This is a genomic window from Pseudarthrobacter sp. NPDC080039, assembly GCF_040702335.1.
Lineage (GTDB): Bacteria > Actinomycetota > Actinomycetes > Actinomycetales > Micrococcaceae > Arthrobacter > Arthrobacter enclensis_A.
Window position 1 is genome coordinate 25,249 of sequence record NZ_JBFBKY010000024.1, and the last position, 15,482, is coordinate 40,730.

General features: G+C 63.2%; 15 protein-coding genes and 3 pseudogenes. 4 read left to right on the plus strand and 14 right to left on the minus strand.

Features of this window, described 5'->3' with window-relative positions; translation table 11 throughout:
• Positions 1–29: 29 nt before the first annotated feature.
• Positions 30–1,136 (plus strand): hypothetical protein, encoded by a 1,107-nt coding sequence (locus tag AB0313_RS18450; RefSeq protein ID WP_366307353.1) that lies wholly within the window; start codon positions 30–32, stop codon positions 1,134–1,136.
• A gap of 251 nt (positions 1,137–1,387) precedes the next feature.
• Here AB0313_RS18450 and AB0313_RS18455 read toward each other — a convergent pair whose 3' ends face one another.
• Entirely contained in the window at positions 1,388–1,804 is a 417-nt protein-coding gene (locus AB0313_RS18455; protein ID WP_366307355.1) for a VOC family protein, read from the minus strand.
• A gap of 247 nt (positions 1,805–2,051) precedes the next feature.
• Between AB0313_RS18455 and AB0313_RS18460 the strand changes: the two genes are divergently transcribed.
• Positions 2,052–2,297, plus strand: coding sequence for a hypothetical protein (locus AB0313_RS18460; RefSeq protein ID WP_366307357.1), 246 nt, complete (start codon positions 2,052–2,054; stop codon positions 2,295–2,297).
• A gap of 69 nt (positions 2,298–2,366) precedes the next feature.
• Positions 2,367–3,185, plus strand: a complete 819-nt coding sequence (locus AB0313_RS18465) for an SDR family oxidoreductase (protein WP_366307359.1) — start codon at positions 2,367–2,369, stop codon at positions 3,183–3,185.
• Between the two features lie 394 nt (positions 3,186–3,579).
• Here AB0313_RS18465 and AB0313_RS18470 read toward each other — a convergent pair whose 3' ends face one another.
• The 10 genes and pseudogenes from AB0313_RS18470 to AB0313_RS18515 all read right to left on the minus strand — a co-directional run bounded on the left by AB0313_RS18470 (position 3,580) and on the right by AB0313_RS18515 (position 11,967).
• Positions 3,580–4,824 carry an NADH:flavin oxidoreductase/NADH oxidase gene (locus AB0313_RS18470; RefSeq protein ID WP_366307361.1) on the minus strand — a complete coding sequence of 415 codons (1,245 nt, stop codon included), beginning with the start codon at positions 4,822–4,824 and terminating at the stop codon, positions 3,580–3,582.
• A gap of 381 nt (positions 4,825–5,205) precedes the next feature.
• A complete protein-coding gene (locus AB0313_RS18475) occupies positions 5,206–5,619 on the minus strand; it encodes an acetamidase/formamidase family protein (protein WP_366307405.1) in 414 nt (137 codons plus the stop codon).
• A 5-nt stretch (positions 5,620–5,624) separates the two neighbouring features.
• Positions 5,625–5,869 (minus strand): annotated as a pseudogene (locus tag AB0313_RS18480) (transposase); the annotation flags it as partial.
• Between the two features lie 269 nt (positions 5,870–6,138).
• A pseudogene (locus AB0313_RS18485) lies at positions 6,139–6,246 on the minus strand (AAA family ATPase); the annotation flags it as partial.
• A gap of 119 nt (positions 6,247–6,365) precedes the next feature.
• Positions 6,366–6,479, minus strand: a complete 114-nt coding sequence (locus AB0313_RS18490) for a hypothetical protein (protein WP_366307407.1) — start codon at positions 6,477–6,479, stop codon at positions 6,366–6,368.
• A complete protein-coding gene (locus AB0313_RS18495) occupies positions 6,469–6,639 on the minus strand; it encodes an acetamidase/formamidase family protein (RefSeq protein ID WP_366307363.1) in 171 nt (56 codons plus the stop codon). Before AB0313_RS18495 ends, AB0313_RS18490 begins: the two co-directional genes overlap by 11 nt.
• 197 nt (positions 6,640–6,836) lie before the next feature.
• Positions 6,837–8,525: a hypothetical protein gene (locus tag AB0313_RS18500; RefSeq protein ID WP_366307365.1), complete on the minus strand. Its 1,689-nt coding sequence runs from the start codon at positions 8,523–8,525 to the stop codon at positions 6,837–6,839.
• Positions 8,526–8,566: 41 nt separating this feature from the next.
• Complete coding sequence (locus AB0313_RS18505) at positions 8,567–9,724, minus strand: AAA family ATPase (protein ID WP_366307367.1); 1,158 nt, start codon at positions 9,722–9,724, stop codon at positions 8,567–8,569.
• Between the two features lie 11 nt (positions 9,725–9,735).
• Entirely contained in the window at positions 9,736–10,773 is a 1,038-nt protein-coding gene (locus AB0313_RS18510) for an aliphatic amidase (protein ID WP_366307369.1), read from the minus strand.
• Positions 10,774–10,926: 153 nt separating this feature from the next.
• Positions 10,927–11,967 (minus strand): substrate-binding domain-containing protein, encoded by a 1,041-nt coding sequence (locus AB0313_RS18515; RefSeq protein ID WP_366307371.1) that lies wholly within the window; start codon positions 11,965–11,967, stop codon positions 10,927–10,929.
• A 136-nt stretch (positions 11,968–12,103) separates the two neighbouring features.
• On the opposite strand from AB0313_RS18515, the gene AB0313_RS18520 reads away from it, so the two are divergent.
• Positions 12,104–12,427: a MarR family transcriptional regulator gene (locus AB0313_RS18520; protein ID WP_366307409.1), complete on the plus strand. Its 324-nt coding sequence runs from the start codon at positions 12,104–12,106 to the stop codon at positions 12,425–12,427.
• A gap of 310 nt (positions 12,428–12,737) precedes the next feature.
• Here AB0313_RS18520 and AB0313_RS18525 read toward each other — a convergent pair.
• The 3 genes and pseudogenes from AB0313_RS18525 to AB0313_RS18535 all read right to left on the minus strand — a co-directional run.
• A pseudogene (locus tag AB0313_RS18525) lies at positions 12,738–13,092 on the minus strand (phosphomethylpyrimidine synthase ThiC); the annotation flags it as partial.
• Between the two features lie 406 nt (positions 13,093–13,498).
• Positions 13,499–14,749, minus strand: coding sequence for a glycosyltransferase (locus AB0313_RS18530; RefSeq protein WP_366307373.1), 1,251 nt, complete (start codon positions 14,747–14,749; stop codon positions 13,499–13,501).
• Positions 14,746–15,315: a TetR/AcrR family transcriptional regulator gene (locus AB0313_RS18535; protein WP_366307375.1), complete on the minus strand. Its 570-nt coding sequence runs from the start codon at positions 15,313–15,315 to the stop codon at positions 14,746–14,748. The genes AB0313_RS18530 and AB0313_RS18535 overlap by 4 nt, the downstream gene beginning before the upstream one ends.
• Between the last annotated feature and the right edge of the window lie 167 nt (positions 15,316–15,482).

Here is a 15,482-nt window from a genome sequence, read left to right on the forward strand (position 1 = left end):
TCGAGTGGTTGTCTCGAGAAGGATCTGTCATGCCGACGCTCCTTAGACTGATCGACTCGCGATATCCTCTCGCTATGGTCACCTACGCGGAGATGGGAGCGGATCCTATTGCGCAGATTTGGCAAGAGCTCCGGGCGCTCAGGTCACGAAAGCCAGGGGCGGCTTCTAAAGGAGACAGACTCGCAACCTTCGATGCCGCGTTAGAACAGGCCGAACAGCTCTTCATGGCCGCTGGGCAGGTCGGAACCGCTACGCAGCCGATACTTCTTTTCTATGGTCTGTCGCAATTGGGGCGAGCCATCGCGGCTGCATCTCCTCGCTTGTCGAATAACGAGTACAGCCTGAACGGACATGGCATAAGTGACGGTGGGCAGTTGCAGGGCGCGGCAGAGCACGGTCTCGGCCATCTCTTGATCTGCGGCGAGAAACGAGGGGCCTTTCCAGGTGTTGCACGGGCTCTCGACTCGTCCTCGATCCCCAAGGCAGTTCCGCTCGGCGACCTCTGGGAATTACTGCCCTATGCCGAGAGATTCCCGTTGCCTTACAGGGGCAAGCTTAGAAGACTCGACTTTGTCCCCGCGAGCCAGTACGGCGGTGAATTTGAAGGCAACGAGCGCGCCCAACTACAGCTATTGCCACCGGAACTTCAACTGAGCGTTGACAATCTCAACGAGGTTCCCGGAGACATTCTCGACAAGGAGTGGCAACTCCTGAAGGACTTCCTCAAGAGCTACCCAACTCTGAAAGGGTGGCAGATACCAGGAAACATCCAACGGATTCCTTATGGCCACGGGATGTCGACCTCCCACGGTCCATGGCTGAGTCTTTCGCTGTCTTTTGAAGTGGCAACGGATGGTTCCGAGGGGATGCCACCCCCTGAGCGTGCGGTGGCCTACCACGGCGCTCAGTATGTTTACCCCTCGCTCGATGATGATGGCAAACCAGCCCATCCCTTCATGCTGTGGTGGGCTGTCCTTTATCCACTCTCGCGTCTGGCTCGGTACTACCCGAATGTATGGATGAAACTGACGTCTATCTCGAGCAATCCTCACGCGGTGGCAATTGAGTTCATACTCCGCGAGGCCATCAGGGCAGTTCCCGAGGTGGCGCTCCGTTCGCTTAAGCGATTTGCCTGAGCGACGCTATTCAGCTGCTTCAGCGGAGTGTTCTTCCGGTGAATAGTGTTCGGTTGAGATCTAAGACCCCGGTCGGCAGGCGTCAATATAGCCTCCAGGCCACCTAACCTGACCTGAAATACGGGTTCTTTCTGACGTCAGGTTGGGGTGTACCACAACCAGACGCGGAGTTAGTGCCGAAGCGGCATTTCAGTTTGCGTCAGAGGCCAAAGTCAGGGCCAGAACTCGTATTCCGGACCGGGTGTGCCGGGTCAGGTCTTGGCCGAGAAGAGTTCCAATGCGATGTTGTCCGGGTCACGGAATTCCAGAATGTATGCAGATCCGATGTCCTTCACACCGCTGTGGGTCACGCCGCGCCTATCGAGCAATGCCTCCGCTGCCTCGAGATCCTCCAACCCGGCAACAGAAAAACTGAGGTGATCCAGACCCACCCGGTTTTCATCGAACGTATCCGAGGCGACCGGGCGCAGACCGAACAATGAATCCCCTGCCCTGTAGATCACGCCGTCGAAAAGGAATGCGAGCTGCTCCCGCGTCGAGGCATCCGCATCCTCGGGAACCTCGTAAGCGACCGGCCAACCAAAAATGTCTTCATAGAAAGCGCGGGACCGGACAATGTCGGTCACCGTCAGCCGGATATGTGCGTAACCATTCGTCGATACAGGCATGCCTGAGATCCTCCCACAATCGCCTGTAACGGGCCATGGGGTGCCCGACACGCAGTAGACGGCAAAGGGGGCGGAGCAGCCAGCGGACGCTATGGCGTTTGGCGGGTTTTTCACGGCGCCTGCAGTGAGTCCGGCGACCGGGACTACGGCAAGGGTTGAGGCGGCGAAGACCCGGCCCCATGCGGAGCAGTGTTCGCCTTGGAACGCGGCGATTCCGGGTGGAAGGGTGCGTTTGCTCGCGTCGCTAATGACGGTAAGCGCCCATACGTATTCGTCCCGTGAGGCGAGGAAGGAGAAGACGGCGGCGGTGGCCAGGGTGGGGCGGGCGAGGGGCCAGGTAGAGGCGCCGGAATTTGCGGCGATTTCCTGCACCGTCGACGGTCATCGCTTCGTCCAGTTCGCGGGCCGCGCGTCGAAGAAGGCGCGCAGCAGGAAGGTCATGAAGGTGATTTGGCCTGCGGTGTTGAAGAACACCAACCCGTCCGGTGCATGATGCCCGCGGGAAGGCTTTGCCCCCGCCGGACGTTAGAAGTCCCTGTACACCATCGAAAGGAACGTACCCATGAGCAAGACCTGGTTTATCACCGGCGCGTCCAAGGGCTTTGGCCGCGAGTGGACCGAAGCTGCCCTGGAACGCGGAGACAACGTGGCAGGCACCGCACGGAAGCTCGAGACTCTTGACGACCTCGCCGCGAAGTATCCGGAGACCTTCCTGCCAATCCAGCTTGAGGTCACCGACCGTGCTGCCGACATCGCAGCCGTCCAGAAAGCCGCAGAGCACTTCGGCCGGCTCGACGTGGTCGTCAACAACGCCGGCTACGGACATTTCGGCATGATCGAGGAACTCGCCGAAGCCGAAGTCCGGGCCCAACTCGAGACGAACCTGTTCGGCGCACTGTGGGTCACCCAGGCGGCACTTCCCATCATGCGGACACAAGGCTCGGGGCACATCATCCAGGTGTCGAGCATCGGTGGGATCAGCGCCTTCCCAACCGTCGGCGCCTACCATGCATCGAAGTGGGCCTTGGAGGGCTTCTCCCAGTCACTCGCCCAGGAAGTGGCAGGCTTCAACATTCACGTGACGCTGGTGGAGCCCGGCGGGTTCTCCACCGACTGGTCAGGGCCGTCCGCCTCGCACAGTGAGGAGATGGACGTATATGACGAGGTCCGCAAGGCCGCAGCAAGCCGCCCCTCCGCCAACAACAAGGGCAACCCCATGGCCACCCGGAGCGCAATCCTCAAGGTGGTGGACGCCGAGAACCCGCCCCTGCGCATTTTTTTCGGTAAGGCGCCCCTGGACATCGCTACAAAGGATTACGAGTCCCGGTTGGCAACGTGGAACGAATGGCAACCGGTGTCCATCGAAGCCCACGGCAACTAACTCGCTAATTCACCAGGTCCCAGGGAGCGATGAGCGGCATCCCGCTCATCGCTCCCCATACGGACGTGTACTGGGCTGTCCGGACGCCTTTGGACATTTCGTGCAGACGACGGGTTGGGGTGGACCCGGCTGGAGGTGACTAAGTTGTGACTTGCAGGGCTCGTGGTGACTGGGTGGGTTCTGGCCCACGCGAGAGTGACACGGGCGCCGTCGCATCGGACAGGACGAGTGACCGAAAGGCAACCATTACTCTGCGAGGGAAAGCGCGGAGCCGCCAGTATCTCCGGGGGAGAGTCGCGCGCTGATTATGCTGCGAGCCGTTGCTCCGGACTCCAGTCGCGAGCAAAGCCCTGAACTTCAACGAAGTCAGGGCTTTGCTCGGTGCGGGGGTTGGTCAGGCGTTTTCGAGTTCTGCTTCCAGCTCTTTGAGTTCTTCGGAAAGAGTGGTTTCTTCGATGAGGGGAGCTGCTGCTGCGACGCCGGCGACTTCTTGGAGGGCTGCACCGTTGGTGGCTGCGGGCCAGCCGATGGCTTCGTCGGCGCCTCGGAAGTTCCGGAGCCACCAGGCCCAGTCCTCCGGGACGAGGCTGAAAGGGTCCTGGTAGCCCAAGAGCCGCGCGGCGTAGACGGGCCAGTGGGCGTTCGCGAGGGCGGGGCGCCCGAGGTAGACGAGGTCGAGCAGATCTTCCTGGATTACCTTGTTGGCGAGTTCGGGCTGGCCCAGGTTCCAGCTGGTCGCGACCGGGATGCCTACTTCGGTGCGGACGCGGGTGGCGTTTTTCACCATGCCGCCCAGAGCGCCGATGGGGATCTCGCCTTGCATGTTGTTGGTATTGAAGCCGATGCTGACGTCGGCGAGGTCCAGGCCGTGTTCTTTCATCCAGCCGATTGCCGTGATCGATTCGTCGACGGTGGCGCCGTCGGGGTGCAGGTCATCGATGCCCAGCCGCATCGTCAGGGGGATGTAGTCGGGGAGGGTGTTGCGGACTGCGTCGAGGGCTTCGAGGTGGAAGCGGGTGCGGTTTTGAAGGCTTCCGCCGTATTGGTCGGTGCGCTGGTTTGCCAGTGGGGAGAAGAACTCGGAGCCGAGGTAGCCGTGGGCGAAATGCATCTCGACCCACTCGTACCCGGCTTCCACGGCCCGACGTGTGGTGTCGGCGTAGTCCTGCATGAGCTGGGCGATCTCGTCGGTTGTCAGTTCACGGGGGACGTAGGGCATGTCGCCGCCGTAGGCGATGGCAGATGGTGCGCGGGTCTGCCAGCCCGCGTCGTGCTCCGGGGGCAGCATGTGGCCGCCCTCCCATGGGGTGACCAGGCTGCCTTTGCGACCGGTGTGACCGAGCTGGATTCCGGCTACCCCTCCCATGGATTTGATCATGTCAACGACCCGCTTGTGGCCTTCGATCTGGTCGTCGTTGTAAAGGCCGGCGCAATGAGTTGTGGTCCGACCGTCGGGGGTGATGGCGATCTGCTCGGGGAAAACAAGACCAAATCCGCCCGCGGCACGTGCGCCGAGATACATGAGGTGGAAGTCGTCCAGTTTGCCATCGGTTGACCGGTACATCGTCATGGGAGACATCGCGATGCGGTTGCGCAGCGTGACGCCCTTCAGCGTGTAGGGGGTGAAGAGATGCGGCATCAGGAGCCCTTTCTGAACGGTTCAGAAAAACGAATGAGTCCAGTTGATCAGTGGTGGGCAATGGAGCCGATTTCGCGGCCGTTGCCGGTCCGTAAGTTTCTTCTCACCCAGGTCAATGACTGAGGTGAGGTCCTTGATCGGGCTGACACGGGCCCTGCGGACAGGACCTCGGTGAGCAGCAGACCCCCGGCCCTCACCGGCCGCCTGGTCTGGAAACCGTGCGAGCACTGATTGCCGACCACGCCAGTCCGTGGCGCAGCGACGTTTTGGCCCTTGCATTGAGCGGTTCCTTTCCGCGGGGCCGGGGACTGCTGTTCGTGGATTCCTCCTTGCTGGGGGGCATCACGTCGTTTTCCTGAAGGCGCGGGGACGTCGCTTGGATCAGGACCAGTGGGTGAAGTCTGTTTTGCGGATTTTGCCGTGGACGCCTTTGACGGCGTCCACGACTTGGCTGATTTCGAAGTCGGAGGCCGCGGAGAGGTATGCCATGGCCGCTTGGCGGGGTACTCCGAGGTGGGTGTTGAGGAAGGTGACGGCGTTGCGGACGGCTTTGCGCATGGCTTCGTTGAGGTCTTCGTCCATTCCGGATGGGATCCAGTGGGTGGGGGTTTCCAGGAAGGGGTTTTTCAGGAGACCGGCGTGCATGGCTGCGTCGTTGGCGTTGATGAGGGTGAGTCGCACGGTGGCGCGAAGGGCTGCTTCGAAGGCTGTCAGGGCGACTTCCCCGTTTCCCTGGGCGAAGTGCAGGTCTCCGACGTAAAAACCGGCTCCGGCTGTTTGAACGGGAAGGTACAGGGAGTCTCCGCCCGCAGCTCTTGAACTTCACGCTCTAGCTCCTTCAACCGGGCCCGTTCCGTCACCGTCAGATCCGTCTCCGTGCCACCGTTTGGTTGGCCGCCCGATACTTGATGAGCCAGTTGCGGAGCGTCTCGGGGCCAACACCGTACGCGGTGGCCACGTCCGTGATCGGCTTGGACGTGTCGATCACCTCGCGGCACAGCTCGTCCTTGAACTCCTGAGTGAATCGTCTACGTGATGCGGTGATGCGGTTCTCTACTTTCGGTAGACCCTCATCTTAAGAAGGCCCACTGTCCGAGATCTCCACGGCAGCCTCGGATGCGACCCGCTGCCGGTCAGGTGCCGGGACCCCATCGAGGAGGGCTGCTGTGGGTTCCGGGGCCAGGGCCAGTCGCGGTATGCGGTGAGGGTCGGTGGCGATGAGGTCGCCTTCGCGTTTGTTCGCGCGCCATAGCAGTGATTATGTCAACCCTTTTTGGTCCCGGCAGGACGGGCTATATCTGGCCCCACCGCGCTTTAGCTGGCTGCTTGTTGGTTGAGGGTGTGGGCGAGTCGGTAGGAGTCTGTGCCGGTTTCGATGATGGTGCCGTTGAAGGTGAGGCGGTCCACGATAACGGCGCAGAGGCATCGGGAACTGTTCAGGAATCCGCCGCTGTTTTTTGGCGAAGATGCCGGTGTAGCCCCAGCCGTGCCCGGCCAAGGCCCTGAGTCTTCCTGGGGGATGGGTCCGATGTCCAGGATGTCTATGACAAGCATGTCTCCGGGCTTGCTCCTTCGACGGCGAACAGGCCGCTGAGTTTGTGCACTGACATCAGGGGTGCGTTGAGGATGTCCTGGGCTGAATCGTCATTGAGGATGGCGTCGGCGTCGAACCATTCCTGGCAATGAAACCCGGAAGGAGTCGGCGGGTTTGACTGTGGCTACCGGCGGTGTTTCGGGGTGCCACCGGTTGTGTCCGATTTTGGCCTGGTCATCAAAATTCCTGGATGAGTCGAGGGGAAAAATAAGGTTTGGCATCGGCGCTGTCCTTGGGCACGGTTATGGGCGGTGACGTTTTTGATGGAGAGGCTGCGTTTTTCCGCATGCCGGGTCCGGGCCGTCAGGGCGGGGGTGTTGCTTCGGAGGTGCTGTTTTCTGTCCCTGGCAGGCGCGGCGGGACGGAAAACAGCACCTCCGGTTTCGGTCACTGGTGTTGGCGATGGAATGTGGGGTGGTTAGTCCTGGGGGGCGAGCAGGTATTGGCCGGTTTTGTCTGTTGAGAGTGAGAGCGAGGAGATGTACTGCTTTTCCCCGTTGGGGCCTGGCTGGGCGGAGAGGATCATGTCGGGGCGTTCAAACTCGAGGCCGGTGACATGGCAGAGCAGCTTGGCGTCGGAGGGGTTTCCGTCGGGGTCGAGCATGGGCAGGTCGATACCGTCATCTGTGCGCCTGAGGTAGAACTTGCCTTTGGTCAGTACGGCCAGGGCCGGGGTGGCCAGGAAAGCGATGCCGATGGCGAAGATGGGGGAGTAGGACTGGACGGCGGCGCCGAAAGCGCCGAAGAAGATTGCGATGGACAGCCCGGCCGAGAGCAGCATGGATACGAACCCGACCGGGTTGACGGGGTAGAGCATGCCCCGGCGGAATTCGGGGTGTTTGGGGGAAATCTTCAGGAGGTACTTGTTCACGGCGATGTCCGTGGCGACTGTGACGACCCATGCCATGGCGCAGTTGGCGTAGAAGCCCAGGATGGTGCTGAGGAATGCGAACATGTTCGCTTCCATCAGTACCAGGGCGATGCCGACGTTAACGATGACGAAGACAAGCCGGCCCGGGTAGTGCTTGGTCAGGCGGGTAAAGGAGTTGGTCCAGGCCAGGGAACCGGAGTAGGCGTTGGTGACGTTGATCTTGATCTGGGAAATCACCACGAGGACCACGGCCAGGGTCATGGCGAGCCACTGGGGCATCATTTCCTGGTAGACGCCGAGGAACTGGTGGACCGGCTGGTTGGCGGTGGCCGAAGCGGAGGGGTCCAGGGTGGCGATGAGGTAGACGGCGATGAACAGTCCGATGGCCTGCTTCAGCGCCCCGAAGATGACCCAGCCGGGTCCGGCCAGGATCACCGCGCGCCACCAGGCGCGGCTGTTCGCAGCGGTTTTGGGGGGCATGAAACGCAGGTAGTCGATCTGCTCGGCGATCTGGGCCATCAGGGACAGGCACACGCCCGCGGCGAGCATGACAGAGCCGGGGTTGGTTCCCCCGGAGCCTTCGGCACCCTGGTAGGAGAAGAAGTCCTGCACAGAGGCGGGGTGGGTGGCGATGAGGTAGACCAGCGGGACGACCATGAGCAGCAGCCACAACGGGGTGGTCCAGACCTGGAGTTTGGCCAGGGTGTTCATCCCGTAAATGACCAGGGGGATAACGATGACGGTTGAGACGAGGTAGCCGAGCCATTGGGGAACGCCGAGGCCTATTTCGAGTCCCTGGGCCATGATGGAGCCTTCGAGGGCGAAGAAGATGAAGGTGAAGACGGCGAAGATGATGTTCGTCAGGATCGAGCCGTAGTACCCAAACCCGGCACCGCGTGTGATGAGATCCAGGTCGATGTTGTAGCGGGCGGCGTAGTAGGCGAGCGGGAAACCGGTGATGAAGATGATCACGGCGGCAACCATGATGCCCAGCAGGGCGTTGGAGGTTCCATACACCATGCCGATGTTGGCCCCGATGGAGAAGTCCGCGAGGTAGGCGATACCGCCGAGCGCGCTGGTCGCGACCACGCCGGTGGCCCATTTACGGTAGGAGCGCGGAGCGAAGCGAAGGGTGTAGTCTTCCAGGCTTTCCTTGGTCGCACTGATCGCGTCCCGGCTGGGTGTATCCCGGCCGGCCGTGCGGGCGGGGGGATGGTTCTGGGTTGTTGTTTCCATGGTCTTTCCTCGTTTGATCGGGCACCGGCCTGTGCCGGTGCTCAGGTGCTCTCTGGGTTCTGGGCGGCGGCCGTTGGGCCGTATGCCCGGCAGGTAAGGTGGCCGTCCTGGAGTTGGGCGTGGACCCGGAGGGGCTGATCCCGCCGGGGGTGGGCCGCCGCGAGTGCTTCGGCAAGTGGCGGCAGCAGCCTGCGGCGCAGGACGCGCTGCAGTGCCCGGGCCCCGTAACGCGGACTGAAGCCCTCATCGACCAGGTGGGCGATGACGGTGTCCGTGAAGCTCAGGTGGATGTAGCGGCGGCGGAGCGTCGCGGCGAGAAGTTCCAGCTCGGCGCGGACGATTCCCTCGGCGACCGGCAACCCTATCCCCTCGAAGCGGACAATTTCGTCGATCCTGTTCAGGAACTCCGGGTCGAAGGAGCGCCGGAGCGCCCGGTCCAGAATTTTGGCCTCGGCCCAGGAACTCTGCTCATCCACCAATCCGCGCAGACCCGTGAACGGTGTCCTTTTCCGGGGCGAGGCCGGGCGGCCGGGTCCGATAAGGTCCAGGGCCCGTGTGAGCCGGGCGCGGCGGTCGCGGAACCCGGCGATTTCCTCCGCCGCGAGGTTTGATGTCATCACGATGATGCAGTTGCGGAAGCTGATCGTTTCGCTGCCGCTGGCCAACCTGAGAAACCCGTTGTCCAGAATGTGCAGCAGGGAGCGCACCACCGTGCTGTGTGCCTTCTCGATCTCATCAAACAGCACAATGCCCGGCATGCCGGGGGCTGACTCTATTTTTCCGCGGTCAAAGATGGAGAAGCCCTCCTTACTGCCGGAATATCCCGGGGGTGCACCGGTGATGGAGGACGTGTAATGCTCCTGCGCCAGTGAACTCATGTCCACCCGGCAGTAGTCCTCCTCGCCGGTCCTGATCGCGGCGGCCAAGGCCCGGACCAGCTGGGTTTTCCCCACACCCGTGGGACCAAGAAACAGAAGCTTGGCCAGCGGCCGGCCGGCAGGTACCAGGCGGGCGTCCGCGATCCTCACCGCCCGGACCACTGCGGCGACTGCCTCGTCCTGGCCCTGCACGGACGCCCGGAGTGCTGCCCCAAGATCACCGCCGACGACTCCGGGCGGCCCCTGACGCCGGGAGCCGTCCGGGGACGCGATGGGCGTGATGGTGCCGGCACCGCCTGACTGTTCAAGAAGGGACGTCACGGAAGGATTCCCTAGGCCTGCAGGACTTTTTCGTACGGCAGGTCATAGACCGGGCACTCCGCCACCCCGATGGTGTCCCTGGTGATCGCCTCGACCTGTTCCTGGGCTTTCTGTGCGTCGGTAACCCAGGTCTTGTAGAAGTCGAAGGGGCATTCGGCCACGCCCTTATCACCATCCCCGGCGTTCCAGACGCCGGTGTAGCCGCGGTGGAGGAGTTTGAACAGGTGGTTCTGCGCCTGGTCGTTCTTCCGGGCGTCCCGGATGGCGGAGACGGAGAGTTGGGCGTACTGGATCCCGTATTCCTCGGTGCCGGTTTCACCCAGGGTGCGGCCGTCGAAACCGATGATGGAGGAGTGGCCGAAGTAGGTGTAGACGCCGTCGAACCCGGCGCAGTTGGCCACGGCCACGTAGCAGTTGTTCGCCCAGGCCATGGATTTGGACATCATGATCTGCTGCTCCATCGCCGGGTACATGTAGCCCTGGCAGCGGACAATCAGTTCCGCGCCCTTCATGGCGCAGTCCCGCCAGATCTCCGGGTAGTTTCCGTCGTCGCAGACGATCAGGGAGAGCTTCATGCCCTTGGGGCCTTCGGTGACGTAGGTGGAGTCACCCGGGTACCAGCCCTCGATCGGGTTCCACGGCAGGACCTTGCGGTACTTCTGGACGATTTCACCCTGGTCATTGATCAGCACCAGGGTGTTGTACGGGGGCTTGTTCGGGTGGTCCTCATGCTGCTCCCCGGTCACCGAGAACACACCCCACACACCGGCCTTGCGGCAGGCCGCGGAGAAAATATCGGTCTCAATCCCCGGAACAGTCGACGCCGTGGCGTACATCTCCTCTGTGTCATACATGATCCCGTGGGTTGAGTACTCCGGGAAAACAATCAGGTCCAGCCCCGGCAGACCCGTCTTGACCCCCTGAACCATCTCCGCGATTTTCTTCGCGTTCTCAACAACCTCGCCCGTGGTGTGCAGGCGCGGGATTTTGTAGTTCACGACGGCGACGCCGACGGTGTCGGGGCTGGACGTGATGTCTCCGTGGCGCATCGGAAAGTACCTTTCATTCGGATGGGTGTCGCGGGACAGCCCGCGAAACTCGTTCCAAATGAAAATATCCAGCTTCTAAGTCAGGTGAATCACTGAGGTGTTTCTTGCTTGTAAATGCTTTTTAACTGCCGTTGCGGTGCACGGTGAGGAACGTCAAAGTGCGGCCACTACGCTGAAGTCAACTCCGGATGCCTCGGCCAGATAGATGTTTTGCCGTAGCTGGTTTCCCTCGAAGGTGACCGTTCCGCGCGGTGTGGCAAAGGAACTGCCGTCAATGCTGCCGTCAATGGCGCCGACGTCGGAGCTTCCGGCACGGTGCACCAGCTCTCTGAGCAAGTGCAGTGCCTCGTAGCTGGATTCTGCCGGGCTGTTCAACGGCGGAGCGATGCGGCCCTGGTGCCCCTGATACCGGCCCAGCAGATCCAGCGCCGCGGCGGTGGGCAGAGCCCTGAAGTAGCCTGCGGTGGAGAAAAGATTGGCGGTCGCGCCGGGGCCGGTGGCCAGCAGGGCGTTCTCCTCCAGCAGCGGGCTCAGGCGCACCGCTTGCCCCGGCAGCCCCCTCCGGGCGAACTGCCGGTTGAACGTGACGGCGTTCTGTCCGACCATCAGCATCAAGACACCGTCAGCACCGGTACGGCCAATGGCATCCAACGCCGGCCCGATCTGCGCCTCCGCGCTTAGAAAAGCCTCGCCGGCGATTTCCAGGCCAAGGTCCGCGGCGTAGCCCTTCACAAGGACGGAGGTCTGACGCGGCCAGACGTAATCGTCCCCGACGATAAACCAGCGGCGGACGCCGCGGTGCCGGTGCAGCCAGCGCATGGCCGGCTCAAGCTGCCGGGCCGGTACCTCCCCGGTGCAGTAAATCCCCGGACGGTCCTCACCTCCCTCATAAACGGCCGGATACACATACGGCACCCGGCCCGTCAATAGGGGGGCGATCGCCTGCCGTACCGTGGAGACATGCCAGCCGCTCACCGCCTGAATCCGGCCCTGTCCCACCAGGGCGCGGAGTTCGCTGCGCACCTGGAACACCGGAAGCCCCGAATCGATGATCACGGTGTCCAGAAGTTTTCCGCCCACGCCCCCATCCGCATTGATCTCCGCCACAGCTAAGTCGATCAGCGCCTCCGCAGAGGGGGCATAAAGGCCGCCAGCCCCCTGCAGCGGCGTGACCACGGCCACCGTGAAGGCCATCAGCACTCACTCTCAGATTAGGCGCCAGCGGCAACGTCCGGGATTGTAATATGTAGAAACCAGCCCGCGGGCCGAAATCGTACAAACGCATTAAGCGGGAACTGAGGCGACAGTGTCTTCACTACGACAAGCAATCGTGGAAGCCCGCCGCCTGACCCACCATCTTAGTCCGATTCTGGCATCCGAACACCTGTCGCTGGAGGAATGGCTGGTCCTGGACGCCCTGAGGGAGAAAGATGGCCTGTCTATGAGCGAACTGGCAGCGAATACCCTCGCCTCCAACGCCACCCTCAGCCGGCACGTAGACTCGCTCGCCACCCGTGCCCTGGTCTTCCGCGAAGTGGCCTTCGAGGACCGCCGCCGCATTCTCGTGCACCTGTCCAAAAGAGGCCGGGCCTTACATGAAACCATGGCCTCCCGCCTGACCCATCAAGAACGCCGCCTCCTGACGCCTCAATGAACCAAATCCGGAACTCTGGTACCGGACAGGGGGCGTTACCCATCGCAACGCCAGCCAGCGTTAACTTCGTCCAACGCCAGCCACCCGAGGGGGAAGAACCGGCAACAGGGGTGCGCTCGATGGTGGCTGTAAGTCGGCCCTGCCTGCCGGACATCACCAGGCAAGCCCCGACCCGCCGCGCACGCCGCCGAACCAATCCCTGTTTGCGGGCTCGCGGACGGTCAGCCCCTGTGCACTGACTTTCCGGTCCCGGGCTTGTAACTGCCGGTGGTGAGGCCCGAGGATTGCCGGCAGTGAGCCCTCGCCATTTCTAGGGGTTGAGGCGGGCGGGTTCGGGGAGGTAGACCTTGCCGCCGGATTCGCGGAACTCTGCGCTTTTGGCGTTCATGCCCGCGATTACTTCCTGTTCGGATGCTCCGCCGAATTGGTCGCGGATGCCCTGGCTGATCCGCACGGAGCAGAACTCGGGCCCGCACATGGAGCAAAAGTGCGCTGTTTTGGCCGGCTCCGCCGGGAGGGTCTCGTCGTGGAAGGATTCGGCCGTGTCCGGGGTCCAAGGACAGAGCGAATTGGTCGTGCCAGCGGAACTCGAACCGGGCCTTCGAGAGGGCGTCGTCGCGTTCGTGGGCGCCGGGGTGGCCTTTGGCGAGGTCTGCTGCGTGGGCGACAACTGACACAATCACCGTCAACCCGTAAGCTGCCGTGTCTTCTGACAAAACTGCCAACTCAACTGACGACGGACAAACAGCCCTCTTACTGGCACTCCCCCGCCTGTTTCAAAGAACCGATAGTAAAGATTCTGTCACCCTGCAGCGGAGTGGGAACTGGCAATACATCAAGGCGCTGCCACAAGAGCGTGGGGGCTTTTCGGCTAGGAGTTCTATAAGTCGTGGGCTGCGCTTGGGTGTGGTCCAGGCCGGGAACATTCTCAAGGGTCGGGATCGACCGCTTGCCGGTCCCTGAGAGTGGCTTCACTTTGTTGTGGGGTGGGCAGGGGGCGATGAGTGGGCGGAGGGGTCTTTGCAGGTCCGCGTTCAGGGGCATTGAAATCAAGGGAGGCGAGTGGATATTTCAGGGTTCCTTCTGGCTTGGGACTTTCTGAGTGATGAGTGCCTCGAGCGCCGTGGCTCCGGCGGGTGCTCCGCCCGCGGCCCGGTAACCGGCGGCGACCCTGTGGGCGCCGTCGGTCATTCGTGCGGCGCGGCGGACGGCGTTGCTTAGCCGTTCGGGGGTGAGTTTGTTTTTGGGGAGCCGGACTCCGGCGTTTGCGTGTTTGACCCGGGCGGCGACCTCGAGTTGGTCCCGTCCGAACGGTACGACGACGCAGGGGACGCCGGAGTTGAGGGCCTTCTGGGTGGCGCCCATGCCGCCGTGGGTGACGGCCACGGCTGAGCGTGCGAGGACGGGCCTGTGCGGGACGAACTGTTCGATGCGCACGTTGGGCGGCAGGGGGCCGAGGTCAGCGGGGCCGGCGGGCATGGTTACGACAACCCGGTAGGGCTCCCCGCCGAGCCCCTGGGCTGCGGCGCGGGCGAGTGCTTCATCGGCTTGGTACTCGGAGGACGTGGTGACGAGGACGAACGGGTCACCGGGCTCCTGGACCCATGCCGGTACCTGGGCCGGGGGCTCCCAGGGGAGGGCGCCGATGAGGCGGATGTCTGGTGCCCAGTCGGGGTGGGGGTACTCGAAGGGCTCCGAGGTCGTCACCAGGGTCAGGGGTGCGGACCGGAAGAACCCGTCGGCACTCGTGACCGCCGGCACGCCGTTGGCGGTGAGAATCCTATTGATGCCGGGGACGAACCGCTTTTCGAGCTGCCCCATGATCAGGGGCCGCAGCAGGCTGTCCCGGAGCCGTCCTAGGGGCCCTGTGAGGGGTGGGAGTCCGGGGCCGAATGGAGGCGTGCCCCGTGAGGTCACCGGCGGGGTGAAGGGGCAAAAGGCTGCCCAGGGGCCGCCCCATGCCTGGGCGGCTGCGCGCGCTCCCCAGGAGTTGAAGTCGACGATCACAGCGTCCGGGGACATTGAGGCGATTGCCGCGGCGAGGTCGCCGGCGTCGATCGCTGCCCGCCGGACAAACACGTCCACAGAAGCCGAGAGAGCTTCGAGGGTGCTCCTGGTGCCGAAGTCGCGGTGCTCGATCGCGCTGATCCGTTCATCGATGGGCTCCGCTGCGAGTCCGAGACCGCGCAGGAGGTCGACCTGGTCGGCGAGGGTACGCACATGCACCTCATGCCCGCGCCGGGTGAGCTCGAGCAGCAGCGGGGTCATGGGGAAAAGGTGGCCGATGGCGGGGGAAGTGTAGGCGAGGATGCGGGACATCATGTCCTCCGGGTGAAGGGTTCGAGGAGCTCGAGGATTGCTTGGATGTACGCCTCACGGCCCAGCCCGGCGTCGTGCCGGAGGAGCTTCCAGACGTAGACGTCGCACACTGCGACGAACTGGGCCAGGCGGCGCTCTCGTGCGTCGTCGCCGAGCCCGTCAAGGAACGGCCCGAACACCTGCGCGCACCAGGACCGGTGGTACGCGCGGCCGCCGGCCGTAACGGCCGCCATAAAAGGTGACGAGGCCTCCTCCGCGAGGAGCCGCAGGGCGAGGTTCCCGTCCCGTTCATAATGCGCGGCGAGGTTGGCGACGGCGCCGGCGAGGTCGCCCGGCACAGCTGCATCCCGCTCCGTGGCGACTCTTGCCGCCTGGCGCTCAGCTGCGGCGGAGAAGAGCTTCTCCTTGTCCCCAAAGCGCCGCAACACCGTCTGGACACTTACCCCGGCGCGCGCGGCAACGCCATCGAGCGTGATCCCCGCAATCGCGGTGCCCGCCTCAAACTCAGCCGCCGCGGCGTCAAGGATGCGCTCCGCGGTGGCCGCCGCGGACGCTGCCCGCTTCGTCATCACGTAACTCCGGACGGACGCACCAGATTTCATGTGAATCAGAGTAACCCCAAAGAGGCGGGTTTGCCAGACCTCGTCTTTTGCCGTTTGCCCGTCCCGCGGGCAGGCTACCTCCTCGGCTCGCGGCCCTGTGGGGCCGTACCCCGACCGTCCCCCGGCCCGGAGCT